This is a genomic window from Pelagibacterium mangrovi, assembly GCF_036662815.1.
Lineage (GTDB): Bacteria > Pseudomonadota > Alphaproteobacteria > Rhizobiales > Devosiaceae > Pelagibacterium > Pelagibacterium mangrovi.
Map to the genome: position 1 here is coordinate 109636 of NZ_JBAFXA010000008.1, position 17611 is coordinate 127246.

The 17611-nt window shown below is 61.3% G+C and carries 14 protein-coding genes; 13 read left to right on the forward strand and 1 reads right to left on the reverse strand.

Annotated elements, in window-relative coordinates:
• Nucleotides 1-3 precede the first annotated feature (3 nt).
• Together V4T21_RS14880 and V4T21_RS14885 are read left to right on the forward strand one after the other, a co-directional pair.
• Entirely contained in the window at nucleotides 4-963 is a 960-nt protein-coding gene (locus V4T21_RS14880) for a hydroxyacid dehydrogenase (protein WP_332718207.1), read from the forward strand.
• Between the two features lie 33 nt (nucleotides 964-996).
• Complete coding sequence (locus V4T21_RS14885) at nucleotides 997-2037, forward strand: Ldh family oxidoreductase (protein ID WP_332718209.1); 1041 nt, start codon at nucleotides 997-999, stop codon at nucleotides 2035-2037.
• A gap of 40 nt (nucleotides 2038-2077) precedes the next feature.
• Here the strand turns inward: V4T21_RS14885 and V4T21_RS14890 are convergent, their stop codons facing one another.
• Entirely contained in the window at nucleotides 2078-3721 is a 1644-nt protein-coding gene (locus tag V4T21_RS14890; RefSeq protein ID WP_332718211.1) for an FAD-dependent monooxygenase, read from the reverse strand.
• 284 nt (nucleotides 3722-4005) lie between these two features.
• Between V4T21_RS14890 and V4T21_RS14895 the strand changes: the two genes are divergently transcribed.
• The 11 genes from V4T21_RS14895 (at nucleotide 4006) to V4T21_RS14945 (ending at nucleotide 17552) form a co-directional block, all read left to right on the forward strand.
• A complete protein-coding gene (locus V4T21_RS14895; protein WP_332718213.1) occupies nucleotides 4006-4725 on the forward strand; it encodes an IclR family transcriptional regulator in 720 nt (239 codons plus the stop codon).
• Nucleotides 4726-4910: 185 nt separating this feature from the next.
• Nucleotides 4911-5654, forward strand: coding sequence for a class II aldolase/adducin family protein (locus V4T21_RS14900; protein WP_332718215.1), 744 nt, complete (start codon nucleotides 4911-4913; stop codon nucleotides 5652-5654).
• 1 nt (nucleotide 5655) lies between these two features.
• Entirely contained in the window at nucleotides 5656-7458 is a 1803-nt protein-coding gene (locus tag V4T21_RS14905; protein WP_332718217.1) for a thiamine pyrophosphate-binding protein, read from the forward strand.
• A gap of 44 nt (nucleotides 7459-7502) precedes the next feature.
• Nucleotides 7503-8561 carry a Bug family tripartite tricarboxylate transporter substrate binding protein gene (locus tag V4T21_RS14910; protein WP_332718219.1) on the forward strand — a complete coding sequence of 353 codons (1059 nt, stop codon included), beginning with the start codon at nucleotides 7503-7505 and terminating at the stop codon, nucleotides 8559-8561.
• A 25-nt stretch (nucleotides 8562-8586) separates the two neighbouring features.
• Complete coding sequence (locus V4T21_RS14915; protein ID WP_332718221.1) at nucleotides 8587-9642, forward strand: Bug family tripartite tricarboxylate transporter substrate binding protein; 1056 nt, start codon at nucleotides 8587-8589, stop codon at nucleotides 9640-9642.
• 150 nt (nucleotides 9643-9792) lie between these two features.
• Nucleotides 9793-11271, forward strand: coding sequence for an aldehyde dehydrogenase family protein (locus V4T21_RS14920; RefSeq protein ID WP_332718224.1), 1479 nt, complete (start codon nucleotides 9793-9795; stop codon nucleotides 11269-11271).
• Nucleotides 11272-11293: 22 nt separating this feature from the next.
• On the forward strand, nucleotides 11294-12358 hold the full coding sequence (locus tag V4T21_RS14925) for an AbrB family transcriptional regulator (RefSeq protein ID WP_332718478.1): 1065 nt from the start codon (nucleotides 11294-11296) through the stop codon (nucleotides 12356-12358).
• A 225-nt stretch (nucleotides 12359-12583) separates the two neighbouring features.
• On the forward strand, nucleotides 12584-13606 hold the full coding sequence (locus V4T21_RS14930) for a Bug family tripartite tricarboxylate transporter substrate binding protein (RefSeq protein ID WP_332718226.1): 1023 nt from the start codon (nucleotides 12584-12586) through the stop codon (nucleotides 13604-13606).
• Nucleotides 13607-13618: 12 nt separating this feature from the next.
• Nucleotides 13619-14344 carry a class II aldolase/adducin family protein gene (locus V4T21_RS14935; RefSeq protein WP_332718228.1) on the forward strand — a complete coding sequence of 242 codons (726 nt, stop codon included), beginning with the start codon at nucleotides 13619-13621 and terminating at the stop codon, nucleotides 14342-14344.
• Nucleotides 14345-14380: 36 nt separating this feature from the next.
• Complete coding sequence (locus tag V4T21_RS14940; RefSeq protein WP_332718230.1) at nucleotides 14381-16429, forward strand: tripartite tricarboxylate transporter permease; 2049 nt, start codon at nucleotides 14381-14383, stop codon at nucleotides 16427-16429.
• A 109-nt stretch (nucleotides 16430-16538) separates the two neighbouring features.
• Nucleotides 16539-17552, forward strand: coding sequence for an amidohydrolase family protein (locus tag V4T21_RS14945; RefSeq protein WP_332718232.1), 1014 nt, complete (start codon nucleotides 16539-16541; stop codon nucleotides 17550-17552).
• Nucleotides 17553-17611: the final 59 nt, after the last annotated feature.

Sequence of the window (17611 nt, forward strand, 5' to 3'; positions counted from 1 at the left end):
GTCATGACATTCCGCATCGTCACCATCGGCTCGCCGCTCGCGCCCTCCGGGGCCGAGATGCTCGCCGCCGAAGGGATCGCCAATTTCTTCACCCCGGCCTATCCCTCTCATGACGAGACCATCGCGTTTCTCGCCGAGCATCGGCCCGAAGCCGCGATCATTCGCCTGATCGAAAAATTCGACGGCGCTATGATGGATGCGGCGCCAGAACTCAAGGTCATCGTCAAGCACGGTGCCGGTACCAACGATATCGATGTCGAAGCTGCAAAGGCGCGCGGCATCGCCGTGCTCGCCGCCACCGGCGTCAACGCCCATTCGGTGGCCGAACATGCGCTGGGTTTGATCCTCGCTCTGGTCAAGGATTTTCCCCGGCAGGACAAGCGCATTCGCGATGGCATTTGGGACAAGGCCGGATATCATGGGCGCGAGCTGCGCGGGCAAAAACTCGGGCTGGTCGGCTTTGGCCGCATTGCCCGCAGTCTCGCCGATATGGCCCACCCGATCGGGCTACAGGTCAGCGCCTATGACCCCTTCGCCCCGGCCGAAAGCTTCGGCCAATTCGTGCGCCCCGAGCCCGATCTCGACAAACTGCTCGAAACCTCAGACATCGTCAGCCTCCACACCCCGCTGCTCGATGCAACGCGCGGCATGATCGACGCCCGCCGCATCGGCTCGATGAAACAAGGCGTCATCTTCATCAACACCTCGCGCGGCGAAGTCGTTGACGAACCAGCGCTGATCGCTGCGTTGCAATCGGGCCGGATCGGCGCCGCCGGGCTCGATAGTTTCGCCCAAGAACCGCCCCCGGCCTCCGCGCTCTGGAGCATGGACAACGTCATCATGACGCCACATGTCGCCGGTGTCACTGAAGATGCCAAGGCAGCGATCTCGGCCATTTCGGTCAGCAATGCCCTCGATTTCCTCAAGGGCGCTGCCATCGACCGGTCCTATTTCGTATCGTAACGCCTAACGGCAACCTCCAGGAGGCGAACGCAAATGTCCACGCGCTACAATCCGGCTGAAATTATCGAAATTACGGCCAATATCTTCGCCAAGGCCGGTCTCGACGATCCCAAGGCTCGCACCGTCGCCGAAATTCTAGTCGAAGCGGATCTGACCGGGCACACCACTCATGGACTTGCGCTTGCGCCTTGGTATCTGGAATCGATCGAACAGGGCGTGATGACCAAATCTGGCGAGCCCGCCATCATTTCCGATCGAGGCGCCAGCATTACCTGGGATGGCAACCGGTTGCCGGGTGCATGGCTTACCGTGACTGCGCTGGATCTGGCCATCGAACGGTCCGCCCAGTTCGGCACTGCGGTGGTCGCTATCGGCAACAGCCATCACATCGGCTCGCTGTCCGCCTATCTCACGCGCGCCACCGACAAGGGTTTGATGGCGATGGTTGCCTCGTCCAGCCCATCGGCGGCAACCGTCGCGCCCTTCGGCGGAACCAAGGGCGTGTTCACACCCGATCCCCTGGCTGCGGGCATCCCGACAAGCGGAGATCCCATCCTCGTCGATATCAGCGCCTCGATCACCACCAACAACATGACGAGCCGCTTGCAGGCGGAAGGAAAACGCTTCGAGCACCCCTGGCTCATGGAGGCCGATGGCACCGCAACGACCGACCCCCAGGCCCTCTCGCGCGGCGGCACGGTGCTGCCCACTGGTGGTCTCGATCATGGCCAAAAGGGCTATGGCATGGCGCTGCTGGTCGAAAGCCTGACCCAGGGCCTGTCGGGCATCGGGCGTGCGGACGAGATCAAAGGCACCAATGCTTCGATCTACCTTCAGGTGTTCGATCCCCAAGCCTTTGCCGGTCATGACGCTTTCGTGCGCCAGACCGATTGGCTGGCCGATGCCTGCCGCACCAACCCCCCGCGCCCCGGCGTCGAACGGGTCCGCCTTCCCGGCGACCGGGCGGGACAGCGCAAACGTGATGCCCTGGCAAACGGTCTGGATCTCCATCCGGGCATCATCGACAAGCTGCGGCCATGGGCCGAACGCTATGGAGAAGCGTTGCCTGTTTGACTTGTGATGCTCTGATTCGTACCAGCTTTCGCCCAAACTATTATGCTGCGTGGTAGCGGGCCATCCCGTCGACGGAATACCCCGTTGCCACGGCGGCCAGTTTGGCGGGATCGGTGGGAAGCTCGTTGCCGCGCCAGGCGATGTGGAGGTCGGGGCGCACGAGGAAATAATCGCAGCCGTAAAGGGTGCGGAACCGATCCTGGGGGAAATCGAGCACCGTAATGGGGGCACCGATCTGCTTGAAGGCCGCAACGATGGCGTCGACTGCCTCGGCCTTGGAACCCATGCGCAGGACAGCATAGTTGCGCCCGATCAGATCGTTGATCGAAACGCCCGGTTTGACCCATATGTGGGGCAGGCGGACGCCGGTCCAGGCCGTAGGATTGTAGGTGCGGAACAGATGCTCGGGGCCGCCGGGCTCGTCCCAGATCAGCGGACTGTCGGTGTAGCGATAACCCAGCTCGGCGCCGATCATTTCATTGGTCTTGCGCTGTTCGTCATCCGCGACTTCGGACAGATTGCGGCGCAGGTTTTCGCCCTGGGGCGTATCGTCGTTGAAGCCGGGCGCCCATTGGGAACGCCATTTGCGGCGACCCAGGGACGCATAGCGCGAGGCACCGATATTGCGGTCGCCGATCTGGCGGCGCTCGATCTCGTAGGATTGCAGCAGTTTGGGACCACCCCAGCCCTGGATGGTGGCCGCGAGCTTCCAGGACAGGTCGATGGCATCGCCCACACCCGTATTCATGCCCAGTCCGCCGGTGGGGATAACCAAATGGGCCGCATCGCCAGCCAGGAACACCCGGCCTTCGCCATATCGATCCGCCAGCAGAAGATTCTGCTTCCACTCGCCCACATAGAGCATTTCATATTCGATCGGAGCACCCACGATCCTTTCGAACTGGGTGGCCATGGCCGCATCGTCTTCAACGACTGCGTGCAAGGTCCAATGCCGGGTCGAGTCCTGCATGATCAGGAAGGATGATTGGTTGTCGGCCACGTGATAATGGCGACCGTGCCCGGGGCCATCGCCGAGCGGGATGCGGTCGAACAATTCGTCGCAGCGATAGAGCGCCTGACGGAGCTTGAGAATATTGCCCTCGCCGCGCAGGGAGATGTCGAGTGCCTTGCGGACCCGGCTTGCCCCGCCGTCGCAACCGGCCATGTAGCTCGAGCGGATATCGAAGGTTTGCCCGTCGGTGCGCCGCACCGTGGTGGTGACGCCCGTTTCGTCCTGACGAAAGGACTCGAATTCGGTGCCGTACATCACCTTGACCGAGGGAAGGCTCTCGGCAATCGATTTGAGGACCGGCTCGAGCGTATATTGGGAAACCAATTGATAGGACTCGGCGGGCAGGGACGTGTCCTCGCTGGCATTAATCTCCGTCAGTGCGGCGTTGACGGAGTCGTATTCGAGACGCAGCAACGGCGGCTCGGTCATCTTCGTGATGACGAAGACGTCCATGGGCACATCGGGATCCAGGCCCGCCTCGCGGATATGTGCCGCGACGCCGAGGCGACGATAGATCTCCATGGTACGCGCGTTGCAGCGTTCCATCTTGGGCAGAAACTCAGGGGCCTCTTTTTTCTCGATCAGGATGCAATCGATGCCTTGCTTGCCAAGATCGATCGCGAGCGTGAGCCCGACAGGACCTGCGCCCACGATGAGTACCTGAGTGTTCATATTCTCCACCCGCCCTGTTGTTTGGTTGCGAACGAAAACTAGTGGGCAGGAGTTTGGGCGTCAACAAAAAATCTAGAAAATCTCATTTTATGCGAAACGTGTGAAAAACTTTTGATGTGCATTTCGTTATTCAGGCGTTTGTCGCAATGCGCAAAAGTTGAGGGTTTCGGGATCGCAAGATATGATTGGCATGGATTCAAAACGGGATTCACCCGATCGGGGGCGGCATATGTGCGCCCCAAGCCTCACGGAAGGGAAAAGTCATCGTGCTCAGCCATGAGAGAATGCTAAGTGTGTTGGATCTTTTCGATCTTGAACATCCGGAATGGAGTTTCGACGCGATGTATGCCCGACTGGGCTTCTCGCGCTCGACGCTTTATCGCTATCTCAAAACTCTGGCCGATGCGGGATTCCTGACGACATTTCCCGGGCGGGGCTACACGCTGGGGCCGCGATTCATCGAACTCGATTATCAAATCGTCACCACCGATCCGCTCATTCACGTGGCCCGGCCGGTGATGAATGAGTTGGTCACGGGGTATTCGTGCATTTCGCTGTTGTGTCGCCGCTATCGTCAAAAAGTGCTTTGCGTGCACCAGGAGACCAGTACCAGCCAGTTTCGCTCGACCTACGAGCGCGGAAAGGCCCGGCCGCTTCTGCGTGGCGCCGCTTCGCTCGCCATATTGGCCCATTTTTCCACCTATCAGCTTACCAAGCTCTATGAGGAGCAGGTCGAGGAATTCAAGGCTGCCGGGCTTGGGGATTCGCTGCCTGCGGTGCGGGAAACCCTCAAGCGTATCCGCCAGCGCGGCTGGTTGCACACCGAAGGGCAGGTGACCAAGGGCGTAATGGGCGTTGCCGCACCTATCTTCGATGCCAAGCAGGAAATCATCGGAAGCCTTAGCCTAACCTTGCCCGAGGCTGGAATGGCCGAGGAGCGACTGGAATCGATCGGCGAGCGCGTACTGTTCTGCGCCCGGATCATTTCCAAATCTCTCGAATAGCCCGCAGAGCGGTAGCAGGGCCGCGGTTTCTATAAACCGCGTCTGCGCCCAACTTCGGATTAATTCGCATAATGTAGGATTATAATCGTTATTGGTTGACAGCTTCTGTCCCATCGCACTAGCTTGCTCGGGTCGCGGCGTTATCGCGATGCTGTGAGGTGGCTAAGGCGAGGAGGATTCTATTCGTGTCTGCGCATGACGATCTTTTGGATGATATGGTGGCGGCCAACCGCATTTTGGCTTCGCAGGGGGTATGCGACGCTTTTGGCCATATCAGCGTGCGCAATCCGGATAATCCCGATACCTATTTTCTTTCCTGCGCCAAGGCTCCCCAGCTCGTCGAACGCGAAGACATCATGGAATTCGCCTTTGACGGTACCCCCGTCGGAGGGGACACGCGCAAGCCGTTCCTCGAGCGCTTCATTCACGGCAGCCTCTATGAGGCTCGTCCCGACGTTCAGTCGGTGGTCCACAGCCACTCGCGCAGCGTCATCCCCTTTACGGTTACGCCCGCCAAGTTGCGTCCGGTTGTCCATAGCTGTGCGACGATCGGGCATGACGTGCCGGTGTGGGACGCGCAGAACCAGTTCGGCGATACCAATTTGCTGATCTCCAGCATCGACATGGGGCGCGATTTCGCCGGCGTCATGGGCGGTGGACGTAGCGCCCTGATGCGGGGGCACGGCTCGACGGTGGTCGGCGCTTCGATCCGCGAGGCGGTCTATACCGCAGTCTATCTCGAAGTGAACGCCAATCTGCAGATCCAGGCCTCGGCCTTGGGGCCCATCACCTTCCTCACCGACGGGGAGATCGACATGGTCCAATCCCGGCTCGCCGATGCAAAGCCGGGCGAAGGTTACAACCGGGCGTGGGAATATTGGTGCCGTCAGGCCGGCATCGAGCCGCGCCAGATTGGACCCGAGGGTTGAGATGGACGCCGGAACACCCGAAAAGACGCCGCTCGATACCGTGGAAAAACCGCTAGGCGTAGCCGATAACGCGCCGCGTTTCGGCTCGGACGTCATTGCCCAGACACTGCACGATCTCGATATTCCCTTTATCGCGCTCAACCCGGGCGCCAGCTTTCGCGGGTTGCACGACAGTCTGGTCAATTATCTGGGCAATGCCGATCCGAAAATACTGCTGTGCCTGCATGAGGAACACGCGGTGGCGATCGCCCATGGTTATGCCAAGGTCACGGGCAAGGCCATGGCGGCAGCCGTCCATTCCAACGTGGGGTTGATGCACGCGACCATGGCGATCTTCAACGCTTGGTGCGACCGCATGCCTGTGGTGGTTCTGGGTGCCACGGGACCTGTGGACGCCGATAAACGCCGCCCGTGGATCGACTGGATTCATACCGCCGCAGATCAAGGCGCTCTGGTGCGCAATTACGTAAAATGGGACGACCAGCCTGCCTCGCCCGCCGCCGCGCGGGAAGCATTGTTGCGAGGGGCTTGGTTGGCCGAAAGCGCGCCCAAGGGGCCGGTCTATATCAATTTCGACTCCGAAATGCAGGAAGCCGAACTGACGGGCGAAATTTCGCGCCCCGACACGTCGCGGTATGTCCAGCCGCCCCGCTCCGGAGTGGATCGCGCAACCATCGACGAGATCGCCGGGTTGGTCCAGGGCGCCAAGGCGCCGGTGGTGCTTGCCGGGCGCGTCTCGCGTGACGAGCGGGCCTGGCACGCCCGCATCGCTCTTGCCGAGGCGATGGGCGCCAAGGTGATTACCGATCTCAAGGTCGCGACTGCCTTTCCCACTACACATCCCGCCTATGCCGGCGACTTGCGCGGGAAAGGCGGGGCCGCGACGCTTGAAGCGCTCAAAGCCGCCGATGTGATCATCGCGCTCGACTGGGTCGACCTGCACGGGGCACTGACGGCCGCTTTCGGACGCGAGGGACCGAAAGGCAAGGTCATCCGTGTCGGGCTCGACCGCCACATTCACAACGGATGGTCGATGGACCATCAGGCCCATCCCCTCGCCGATCTGGTGCTCGATTGCGATCCGGACGTGTTCACGATTGCACTGGCCGATCGGCTCGGGGCTTCGGAAATTATCGCGGATGGCGATTGCCCGCCGGCGCCGGCCATCCCAAGGCAGAAGGGAGCGCTTAGCGTCGAACAGATCGCGCTCGCCCTGCGCCATGTTCTGAAAGGCGAAAAGAGCTGTCTCACCCATGTGACGCTTTCCTGGGATGGCGGCTACTGGCCGTTCGCCCACCCGCTCGATTACCTAGGTTCGGATGGAGGCGGCGGCATTGGGGCGGGGCCCGGCCATGCGGTCGGTGCGGCGCTCGGCCTGCGCCAGATCGGGTCCGAACGGATCGCTGTGGCGGTCTGCGGCGATGGCGATTTCCTAATGGGGGTGACCGCGCTGTGGACGGCGGTGCATTACGGCATTCCGCTGCTGGTCGTCGTCGCCAACAACCGCTCCTTTTTCAATGACGAAGTGCATCAGGAAAAGGTGGCGCGCATGCGCGGCCGCGAGGTCGCGAACAAATGGATCGGCATGCGCATGAGCGATCCCGAAATCGCCATCGCCGACATGGCCGCCGCCCAAGGCTGCGCCGGCTTCGGGCCGGTCACCGCGCTCGATGACCTTTCCAATACCCTTGTGGCGGCGGTCGCGGAGGTGAAGGCGGGACGCGTGGCGGTGGTCGAGGTGATCACCGACGCAAGCTATCCTGATGCGCTGATCGCCGCCCTGACCCCCGAAAAGAAGGGCTGAACGATTTTCACAAGGGCGGCGGAGGAGCCGCAGGGAGCAATGCCATGAACAAGATGCATTCCGTGCTTGCCGCGACGCGGCGCGGTTTTCTGGCCACCGGCCTCGTGCTGGCACTGGGAGGAGGGTTTGCGGCCCCCGCATCGGCCCAGGACGATGCCGCAAATTTTTTCACCGACAAGATCGTAACGATCTATGTCGGGTTTTCTCCCGGCGGAGGCTATGACGTCTATGCCCGCCTGGTCTCGGAATTCCTCGGCCGCCATATTCCCGGCAATCCCGATGTGATCGTCGAAAACATGCCGGGCGCGGGCGGGCGCATCGCGGTGCAGTATCTTTATGCCGTCGCTCCGCAGGACGGAACTTCGCTCAGCGTTCCAGTGCAATCGATGGCGCTGGACAGCCTGCTCAACGTCCTGCCCGGCGAGGTCGACGCGCGCGATTTCATCGCCATCGGCCGCATGACCACCGAATATGAGTTGGGCATGGTGTGGAATGACGTCGAGGCCGATACGCTCGAAGAGATCATGGAGACGCCGGTTACCTTCGCTTCGACCGGTGCGGGTTCGGCGTCGAGTTTCGTGCCGCTGATGCTCAACGACATGGTCGGAACTCAGTTCAACGTCATCCAGGGCTATCAAGGCGCCAATGCCGCGATGATGGCCCTTGAAACCGGAGAGGTAGAGGGGGCGATGCAAGGGATCGCCGGCATGACCGCCTCGCGGCCGGACTGGATTCCGGGCGGCGTCGTCGATGTGGTGTGGCAGCTTGGCCTGCGGCGTCACGAATTGGTGCCTGACGCGCCGGCGGTCGGCGAACTCGGCAATACCGAACTCGATCGGGCGGCCCTTCGTCTGGTTTCCGGGGCTGCCGAAATCGGCCGGGCGCTGATCACGACCCCGAACGTACCCGAAGAGCGTGTCGAGGTGCTCAGGACGGCGTTCGACGCCATGATGGCCGATCCCGATTTCAGAACCGCCGCCGAGGAGCGCAATTACCTGCTCGAGCCGATGAGTGGCGCCGAGCTCCAGACGGAGATCGCGACGCAAATGGATGTGCCCCAGGACGTCATCGACAAGGTGATGCCCTATGTGGTGGCGCAGTAACGACGACTTTCAGGGAGTGAGAACAATGATGACCAAAACGAACCGCGCTTCGCGCAGGGCCGTGCTGTTGGGCTTTACCGCCGGGCTGTGTTCCATGGTGTTACCCGTATCCGGGGCGATGGCCCAGGATGCCGTGGCCGATTTCTATAGCGGCAAGACCATCACCATCTATGTCGGTTTTGGGCCCGGCGGCGGCTATGATCTCTATGGACGGCTCGCTGCCGAATACCTCGGCCAATATATTCCGGGCAATCCCGACGTGATCGTGGAGAACATGCCGGGAGCCGGCGGACGTCTGGCGGCCCAGTATCTTTACGCCGTCGCCCCGCAGGACGGCACGGCGCTGAGCGTGGTGGTGCAGTCGGTGGCCATGGACAGCGCCACCGGCGCCATTCCAGGCAATATCAACGCCGCCGAATTCAACGCCGTCGGGCGGATGACGGCCAATTACGAACTGGGCATCACCTGGCACGATACGGGGGTGGAAACCTTCGAGGATACGTTGACGACCCCGGTCGCCTTTGCCTCGACCGGCGCCGGATCGGCTTCCGCCTTCGTGCCGCTCATGCTCAACGATCTGGAAGGCACCCAGTACAACATTATCCAGGGCTATGAGGGCGTGGCCTCGGCTCGGCTTGCGCTCGAGAGCGGTGAAGTCGATGCCATGATGGCGGGCCTTGCGGGCCTTCAGTCGTCCAACCCCGAATGGCTCGCCGATGGCATCGTCAACGTCATCTGGCAGCTTTCCACTGAACCACACCCCGATTTCCCGGAGGTGCCTGCCATCGGCCAACTCGGAGAGACCGAGGACGAACAGGCGATGTTCCGCCTTGTGGCCGGCGCGGCCGATATCGGACGTTCGCTGATCACCACGCCAGGCGTCCCGGAAGACCGGATCGAAGCTCTGCGGGCAGCCTTTGATGCCATGGCGGCCGATCCTGCTTTCATAGAAGCGGCGGCGCAACGCAATCTCGATCTCGATGTGCTTTCGGGTGCCCAGTTGCAGGATGTGATCGACAGCCAGATGAATGTCTCGGATGCAGCCGTCGAGATGACGCGGTCCTACGTGCTGGCGCAGTAATCACTTTGGGCAGCGCGCTCCCTTCGTGTGCGCTGCCGCCTATGCCGACCGGATCGATAAAGCGATCCGGCTCCCCGATTTGTTGCGTTTTCCAATTGGCGAAAGTGGCGTCCACTGGCGCTGGGTACGCTCTAGCATACGGTTTCCAATATGACTCTCGACCAGACCCGTCTTGCCGAACTGATTCCCAACCGCGCGCTGTTTTACGGTGGCAATTGGCATGCACCGATCGGGGGAGGGAGCTTCACGTCCACGGACCCTGCGACTGGAGAGGTCCTGGGCGAGGTGCCCGAGGGCGGGGCCGAGGATGCCGATGCCGCGATTGAGGCGGCACGTAAGGGCTTCGCCGTCTGGCGCAAGGTCGCGCCGCTGGAGAGGGCCAAGATTTTGCGCGAGGTGGCAAGGATCATCCGCGACAATATCGACGTGCTCTCCGCTATTGATGCCGCCGACGGTGGAAATCCGATCACCAAGGTGCGTGCCGACGTAATGCAGGGTGCAGAGCGGTTCGATTTTTTTGCCGGCCTGATCACCGAAATGAAGGGCGAAACCATTCCGAGCCGCGATGGGACGCTGACCCTGACCCGGCGTGAGCCGCTGGGCGTGGTGGCGCGGATAGTGGCCTATAACCACCCCTTCATGTTCACCGCCAGCCGGATGGCTGCCCCTCTTGCGGCAGGCAATGCGTGTATCGTCAAGCCGCCCGAACAGGCTTCGCTTTCGGGGCTGAAACTGGCCGAACTCGTCGGGCATCTGTTTCCCGCCGGCGTTTTTTCCCTGCTCACCGGCGGGCGCGAGCTGGGTGAAGCGCTGGCAAGTCACGACAAGGTTGCCATGATCGGGTTGGTGGGGAGCGTTCCCACGGGCAAGGCGGTCATGCGTTCGGCGGCGGGCAATCTCAAGCATGTCCTGCTCGAGTTGGGCGGCAAGAATGCCCTGGTCGCGTTTCCCGATGCCGATCCGGACGCGGTGGCCGAGGCGATGGTGGATGGGATGAACTTTACCTGGTGCGGCCAGAGTTGCGGCTCGACCAGCCGGGCGTTCCTGCATGCCGATATTCACGATGCCGTGCTGGAAAAACTGATCGGCAAGATCGGAAAATATCGCCCGGGCCTCCCCGGCGATCCGGCCACCAGCATGGGCTCGCTCATCAACCGTCGGCAATATGACCGGGTGATGGAATTCATCGAGTCTGCCAAGCGCGAGGGCGCGCGGCTTCTGGTCGGTGGCAAGCACCCCAACGCCCCGGAACTGGCCGAGGGATGCTTCATCGAGCCCACGGTTTTTACCGGCGTGACGCCGCAAATGCGCATCGCGCGCGAAGAGATATTCGGACCCGTCCTGTCGGTCTTTTCCTGGGAGGACGAGACGCAGGTCTTGGCAGAGGTCAATGGCCTCGATTTCGGGCTGACCTGCTCCATCTGGACCAATGATCTGGCCAAGGCCCACCGGATGGCGGCGGAAGTCGAGGCTGGTTATGTCTGGATCAACGAGGTCTCGAAGCACTTCCCCGGCGCGCCGTTCGGCGGCTACAAGCTTTCAGGTCTTGGGCGCGAGGAATCGCTGGGCGAACTGCTCGAATTCACGCAGGAAAAAACCGTACACGTCAATTTCTCCGGCCATCGCTGAACGAAGGGGACTGCCGGTGGCGATGATCGACAGCTATCGCGGGCTCGATTACCCCCGCATGGCGCTGGCTATTGGCGTGGGGATCGTGGGCGGGCTGGTCTTTAGCTGGCTGGGGACACCCATGCCCTGGATGCTCGGCCCGCTGTTCGCCTGCCTCCTTGTCTGCCTGTTCGGAATGCCTCTCGCCTCTCCCGTGGCCTTCAGGCCGCCGATGGCGGCCATGATCGGGGTGATGATGGGGGCGGGCTATTCGCCGGCCCTGATCAGTCAGATCGGGAGCTGGTGGGCCACAATTTTGGGGCTGGTTGCCTTCATGGCCGTGGCCGGAACGGTGTGCGTCTCCTATTTCCGCTTCGTCGCGCGCTACGATTTTCCCACTGCCTATTTCGCCGGAATGCCCGGCGGGTTGGTGGAAATGGTGCTGATGGGCGAAAACAGCGGTGCGGACATGCGGCGCGTGGCGCTGGTGCATGCTTCGCGCATCGTCTTTACAGTTTTTTCCATTCCCTTCATCGTCCAATGGGTTGAAGGCACTTCCATAGCGCGCAATACGGCGCAGAACGTTTCCATGTTCGAGATGGACGCCGCTGCCTATTTCTGGCTGGTTCTGACCCTTGTCGGCGGGTTGTTGATCGGCCGTTACGTGAAACTTCCCTCGCGCTATCTCATGGGGCCGCTGCTCGTCAGTGTCGCGGTTCATATCACGGGGCTTTCAACCTTCAAGCCGCCCTGGGAACTGGTCGTTCTCGCGCAACTCGTGCTGGGCACGGTGATCGGGTGCCGTTTCGCGGGCAGCCGAACACTGGAACTGTTGCACATTCTTCTCGTGTCGCTGGGTTCATCGGTGTTGATGATCGGGTTGAGCGTGATGTTTGCATGGGGGGTATCGCACCTCACCCAGTACACGCTCACCGAATTGCTGCTGGCCTATTCGCCCGGCGGGTTGGCCGAGATGGGACTGCTGGCGCTTGCCCTCCAACTGGAGGTGGCACTGGTCTCCACGCACCATATCCTGCGCATCCTGCTGGTGGTGGCCGGAGCTTCTTTTCTTATGCCATTATTCGGGATTGGTAAGCCGAAGTCATAGCGCTCCGGCGTGTTCCGTAGCCATCTATTCGCCACGCGGTCCCTAATTTTTAGCGCCTATGCGAACCTTCTCTCGTGAAGTCACTGTTTCCTTTCCTGTTTTTCAATTTCTCATATTAAGGGATTTTTCTATATTTTCTCTTGACGCGACCTTCGGGTTGAGCCCTACTGTGCGCCGAACTTCGCACTGGCATGCGCGGAGCAATCGAGGAGGAGGAATGTGAGCATGTTCCACACGAACGGCAGAGCCCTGGGGCTTGCGTTTGCCGCACTTCTGGTAAGCGGCCCGGCTCTCGCGCAGGATAGCGTTGAGGAATTCTATCGCGGCAAGACGATCGACATGATCATCGGCTACTCGCCCGGCGGTGGGTATGACCAATATGCCCGCTTGGTGGCGCGCCATTTGGGTGAGTACATTCCGGGCAATCCCGAGATCGTGCCGCGCAACATGCCCGGCGCTTCGAGCCGGCTGGCGGCAGGATATATCTATAACGTCGCACCCCAGGACGGCACCGTGATCGGTACTGCGGACCAGTCGCTGGCGGTGGCCCAGGCGATGGGCGAACCGCTTGAACTTGATGCCAGCCAGTTCGGCTATGTCGGCAGTCCGGCCATGGAAAACAACGTGCTGATCACGTGGCACGAGTCCAACGTAGCGACTGTCGATGACGCCAAACAAACCCCTATCGCCATCGGCGCAACCGGCGGGTCGACCTCATCGCAATATCCCTCGATCATGAATTCGCTTTTGGGAACCCAATTCGAGATCATTACCGGCTATCCGGGCGGTAACGACATCAACTTCGCCATGGAATCGGGGGAAGTGGACGGCAGGGGTAGCGTCAATTGGGCGTCGCTCAAGCCGCTGGGTTGGTACGAAGAGGGACAGATCAACGTGCTGGTCCAGATCGGGCTGCAGCGGGAACCCGACCTGCCCGACGTCCCGCTGCTCTACGAGCTGGCCGAAAACCAAGAGGACGAACAGCTTCTGCGTATGCTTTCGGCTCCCACGGCGATGGGGCGACCGATCTTCAGCACGCCCAACGTGCCTCAGGAACGACTGCAGGCGCTGCGCGATGCTTTCGACCAGATGGTTGTCGATCCCGCCTTCATCGAGGCAGCGGCGAATGAAGGCCTGTCGGTTATCCCAGTCTCGGGTGCCGAGCTTCAGCAAACCGCAGAGGAAATCATCTCCACCCCGCCCGACGTTGCCGCAAGACTCGCCGAGTTCATTGGCGTGGCACAATAGGGGCGGGAAGATATGAGCCAGAACAGCAATTCGGCGCTAGCCGAACAGATCGCCGCCGCCACCCGCATGCTCGTCATGGAGGGAATCCTCGACTACAGCGGTCACATCGCCGCGCGGATACCGGGGACCGATCATTTCATGATCCAATCGGCCTCCGATTCGCGTGCCGAACTCGAGCCGGGCCGTATTCTTACCGTCGATATGGAAGGCAACGTTATCGAGGGTGATCTCAAGCCGCCCCTCGAACTCGCCCTGCACCTCGAAATCCTCAAGGCGCGGCCAGATATCGGAGCGGTGCTCCATTGTCACATGGAGCTGGCCATCGCCTTTACGCTCATGAAAGGCGTCGAGCTCAAGCCGATGCGGGCGAAGGCGGTGCGCTGGGCCAGCGGCATCCCGACCCATCCCGACCCAAGCCTCATTCGGACCACCGAGCAGGGACAGGCGCTGGCGCGTACGCTCGATCGGCACCATGCGGCGCTTATCAGATCGCATGGGATGGTGTTGGTCGCCGAATCCGTTCCCGGCCTTTTCGTGGACGCAGTGCATTTTTTGGAAAACGCGAAACAGCAGATGATGGTGTTGCAGGCGGGGCAGGAGGCTTTGCCGCTCACCGAGGAGGAAATTGCGATGATTTCGGGTCCACGCGACTTCCATGTCGCCAAGCTCTGGAACTTCTACGTCCGGCAGGCCAAGGCCCGCAGCCTGGTTCCCGAGCCCTGGAGCGCCGGCCTCTAAGCCGGGCCCCTGTGGATGCAATAGGATAGTTCAATTATGGATATCAGCGTACTGGGTGCAGCATCGGACGCCCTCGTGGCGTTGGCGGACCCGTTCCGCCTGATGATGCTGGGCTGCGGCGTGTTGCTGGGATTGTTTCTCGGCATCGTGCCCGGTATTGGCGGTCTGGCGGGCATGGCTCTGCTGCTGCCGTTTACCTTCACCATGGATTCCTACGCCGCCTTCGCCATGCTGCTCGGCATGTCGGCGGTCACGGGAACCAGCGATACCATTCCTGCCGTGCTGTTCGGCGTGCCGGGCTCTGCCGGAGCCCAGGCCACCGTTATGGACGGCAGCCCGATGGCCAAGAAAGGCGAGGCCGGGCGGGCATTGAGCGCTGCCTACACAGCATCGCTGATCGGCGGCCTTGTCGGTGCGCTGATCCTTGCGCTGACGATCCCGGTGCTGCGGCCCGTTATGCTTCACGTGGGTTCGCCCGAGCTGCTGGGCTTTTCCGTCTTCGGTATCGCCATGGTGGCGGTGCTTTCAGGAACCGCGCCGCTCCGTGGCCTCGTTGCAGCGGGTCTTGGTATCCTGCTTTCGATGATCGGCGCCGATCCGCAAACCGGAACGCTGCGCTATACGATGGGCAGTTTCTATCTCTGGGATGGGTTGCCCATCGTGCCGCTCGTCCTTGGCCTGTTCGCGCTGCCCGAACTTGCCGACCTCGCCATCAAGAAGATGGCCATCACCGACAAATCCAAGCATGACGTGCGCACCGGCATGAAGACCGGTTTCATGGATGCCATAAAGAACTGGTGGCTCGTCGTTCGCGGCGGCGCGCTTGGCGCCGGTGTCGGCGCGGTTCCGGGCCTGGGCTCCTCGGTGGTCGACTGGATTGCCTATGGTTGGGCGTCCCAGACGGTGAAGGGCGCGGACAAAACCTTTGGCAAGGGTGACGTGCGCGGTGTGATTGCGCCGGAATCGGCCAATAACGCCATCACCGCCGGCGCACTGGTGCCCACGATTGCCTTTGGCGTTCCGGGTTCGGCGTCCATGGCCATCCTGCTCTCGGTGTTCCTCATCCACGGTCTCGTTCCGGGACCTGAAATGCTGACCACCAATTTGTCCATCAGCTATTCGATGGTCTGGTCAATCGCCATCGCTAATATTCTGGGCGCCGGCATCTGCTTCCTGTTCTCGGGCCAATTGGCCAAGATCGCGACGCTGCGTTACACGTTGATCCTGCCCGCCGTACTGGTGTTCGTCTATGTCGGCGCCTTCCAGTCGTCGCGCAATTGGGGTGACCTATATGCGCTGCTGGGCTTTGCGGTGCTCGGCTGGATCATGAAGCAACTGAAATGGCCGCGCCCGCCGCTGATGCTCGGGTTCGTCCTCGGCGCGTTGATCGAACGCTACATGTTCATCTCGACCACCCGCTATGGCTTCGATTGGCTGACGCGTCCGCTGGTCGTGATCCTGCTCGCTGGCTCCGCATTGCTCCTGGTCGGACCGTTCTACAAGCAGTTCAAGCGCTTTGGCGGGGCCAAAGGCATTGCCAGCTATCTCGGGCGCCCGCAGTTTCGGGTTGGCGATCTGTTCTATGTCGCGTTGATCGCGATCGTGGGTTACGCGCTTGTCCAGGCCATGTCCTGGCCGTGGGGCGCCAAGGTCGGTCCGATCGCAGTGGGTGTCGCAACGATCGGGTTTTGTACCATAAGCCTTGTCAACATCGTGTTCTCCCGCTCGATCATGGAAGCCCGCGAAGCGGCCGGAGAGGTGCCCGAGGGCATGTTCATGGATACCTCGGTCGATCACAGCGAGATCGGCATCCGCACTGTGCTGCTACGGTCGGCGATCTTCTTCGGCTATCTGGTATTGTTCATCGCTCTGATGGCAACGATTGGCCTTATTCCCACCATCCCGATCTTCGTCGCTCTCTACATGTGGTTCGAAGGCAGGGAAAAGTGGACCCAGATTCTGGGGCAGGCCGTGGTGCTCACTCTGTTCGTTTACTTCGTCTTCGACCAGTTGCTGCGCATTCCGTGGCCGCAGACCCTGATCGGTCAGTGGTTCCCGGCGCTGACCGTCATCCCCACGGTCTAGACGGGAGCGGGTTTTCCCGCTCCCCAAACTACAATCCCTCAATTGGCGCCGGCCCGTGGTTTGGCCGGACGGATCGGCGCTGCCAAATTTCCAAGAAAGCGAGCTTCAGATGCAGTATATCGATGCCTTCAACCACTTCTTCCCCAAGCCGCTCTGGGAGAAGATTCAGACGTTCGAGGGGGCCGGCAAGAACATCGGCAAGCGCATGCAGAACATCCCCTGCATCTTCGATCTCGATGAGCGCTTTTCGGTGATGGACCGGTTCGAGAACTACCGCCAGATCGTGAGCCTGGGGATGCCTCCCATCGAGGCGATGGGCGGACCCGATGCAACCCCCGAGCTGGCGCGGCTGGGCAATGAGGGCTTCGCCGAACTCTGCGCCAAATATCCCGAACGGTTCCCCGGCTACCTCGCCGCGCTGCCCATGAACAATCCGCAAGAGGCGGTCAAAGAGCTCGAGCGCGTGTTCTCGGCCAATGACGGTGCGGTGGGCGTACAGATCCACACCAATGTCAACGGCGCGCCGCTCGACGACGAGCAGTTCTTCGGTATTTTCGAAACTGCCCAGAAGTTCGACCGCCCGGTCTTCCTGCATCCCTCGCGCGGCGAGGAGATGCCCGACTACCTCACCGAAGACAAATCGCGCTATGAAATCTGGTGGACCTTCGGTTGGCCCTACGAGACCAGCGCGGCCATGGCGCGCATCGTGCTTTCTGGCATGATGGACAAATTGCCCAATCTCAAAATCCTCGCCCACCATCTGGGGGCCATGGTGCCCTATTTCGAAGGCCGCGTCGGGCCGGGGCAGGACCAGCTCGGCAAACGTACATCGACCGAGGATCTGAGCCACGTCCTCGGAAATTTGAAGAAACGCCCCTTCGATTACTTCAAGGATTTCTATGCCGACACCGCCGTGTTCGGTTCGCGCGCCGCGACAGTGTGCGGACTGGAATTCTACGGCGCCGACAAGGTGCTGTTTGCTTCCGACAGCCCCTTCGATCCCGAAAAGGGTCCCGGCTATATCCGCGACACCATTGCGGTGCTTAACTCCCTCGATCTGCCGCAGGACGACATGGAAAAGATCTGCTTTAGGAACGCCCAGAAGCTGTTCAGGATCGAATAGGAGGCAATGAGTCTGACGGGAAGCCGGCAGCGATGCCGGCTTCTTTTTAATCGGGCGGA

Bases quoted from the DNA above. Each gene is read 5' to 3' on its own strand.
- V4T21_RS14880 (WP_332718207.1), top strand. From the start codon at position 4: ATGACATTCCGCATCGTCACCATCGGCTCGCCGCTCGCGCCCTCCGGG.
- V4T21_RS14885 (WP_332718209.1), top strand. From the start codon at position 997: ATGTCCACGCGCTACAATCCGGCTGAAATTATCGAAATTACGGCCAAT.
- V4T21_RS14890 (WP_332718211.1), bottom strand. From the start codon at position 3,721: ATGAACACTCAGGTACTCATCGTGGGCGCAGGTCCTGTCGGGCTCACG.
- V4T21_RS14895 (WP_332718213.1), top strand. From the start codon at position 4,006: ATGCTAAGTGTGTTGGATCTTTTCGATCTTGAACATCCGGAATGGAGT.
- V4T21_RS14905 (WP_332718217.1), top strand. From the start codon at position 5,656: ATGGACGCCGGAACACCCGAAAAGACGCCGCTCGATACCGTGGAAAAA.
- V4T21_RS14910 (WP_332718219.1), top strand. From the start codon at position 7,503: ATGAACAAGATGCATTCCGTGCTTGCCGCGACGCGGCGCGGTTTTCTG.
- V4T21_RS14915 (WP_332718221.1), top strand. From the start codon at position 8,587: ATGATGACCAAAACGAACCGCGCTTCGCGCAGGGCCGTGCTGTTGGGC.
- V4T21_RS14920 (WP_332718224.1), top strand. From the start codon at position 9,793: ATGACTCTCGACCAGACCCGTCTTGCCGAACTGATTCCCAACCGCGCG.
- V4T21_RS14925 (WP_332718478.1), top strand. From the start codon at position 11,294: ATGATCGACAGCTATCGCGGGCTCGATTACCCCCGCATGGCGCTGGCT.
- V4T21_RS14930 (WP_332718226.1), top strand. From the start codon at position 12,584: ATGTTCCACACGAACGGCAGAGCCCTGGGGCTTGCGTTTGCCGCACTT.
- V4T21_RS14935 (WP_332718228.1), top strand. From the start codon at position 13,619: ATGAGCCAGAACAGCAATTCGGCGCTAGCCGAACAGATCGCCGCCGCC.
- V4T21_RS14940 (WP_332718230.1), top strand. From the start codon at position 14,381: ATGGATATCAGCGTACTGGGTGCAGCATCGGACGCCCTCGTGGCGTTG.
- V4T21_RS14945 (WP_332718232.1), top strand. From the start codon at position 16,539: ATGCAGTATATCGATGCCTTCAACCACTTCTTCCCCAAGCCGCTCTGG.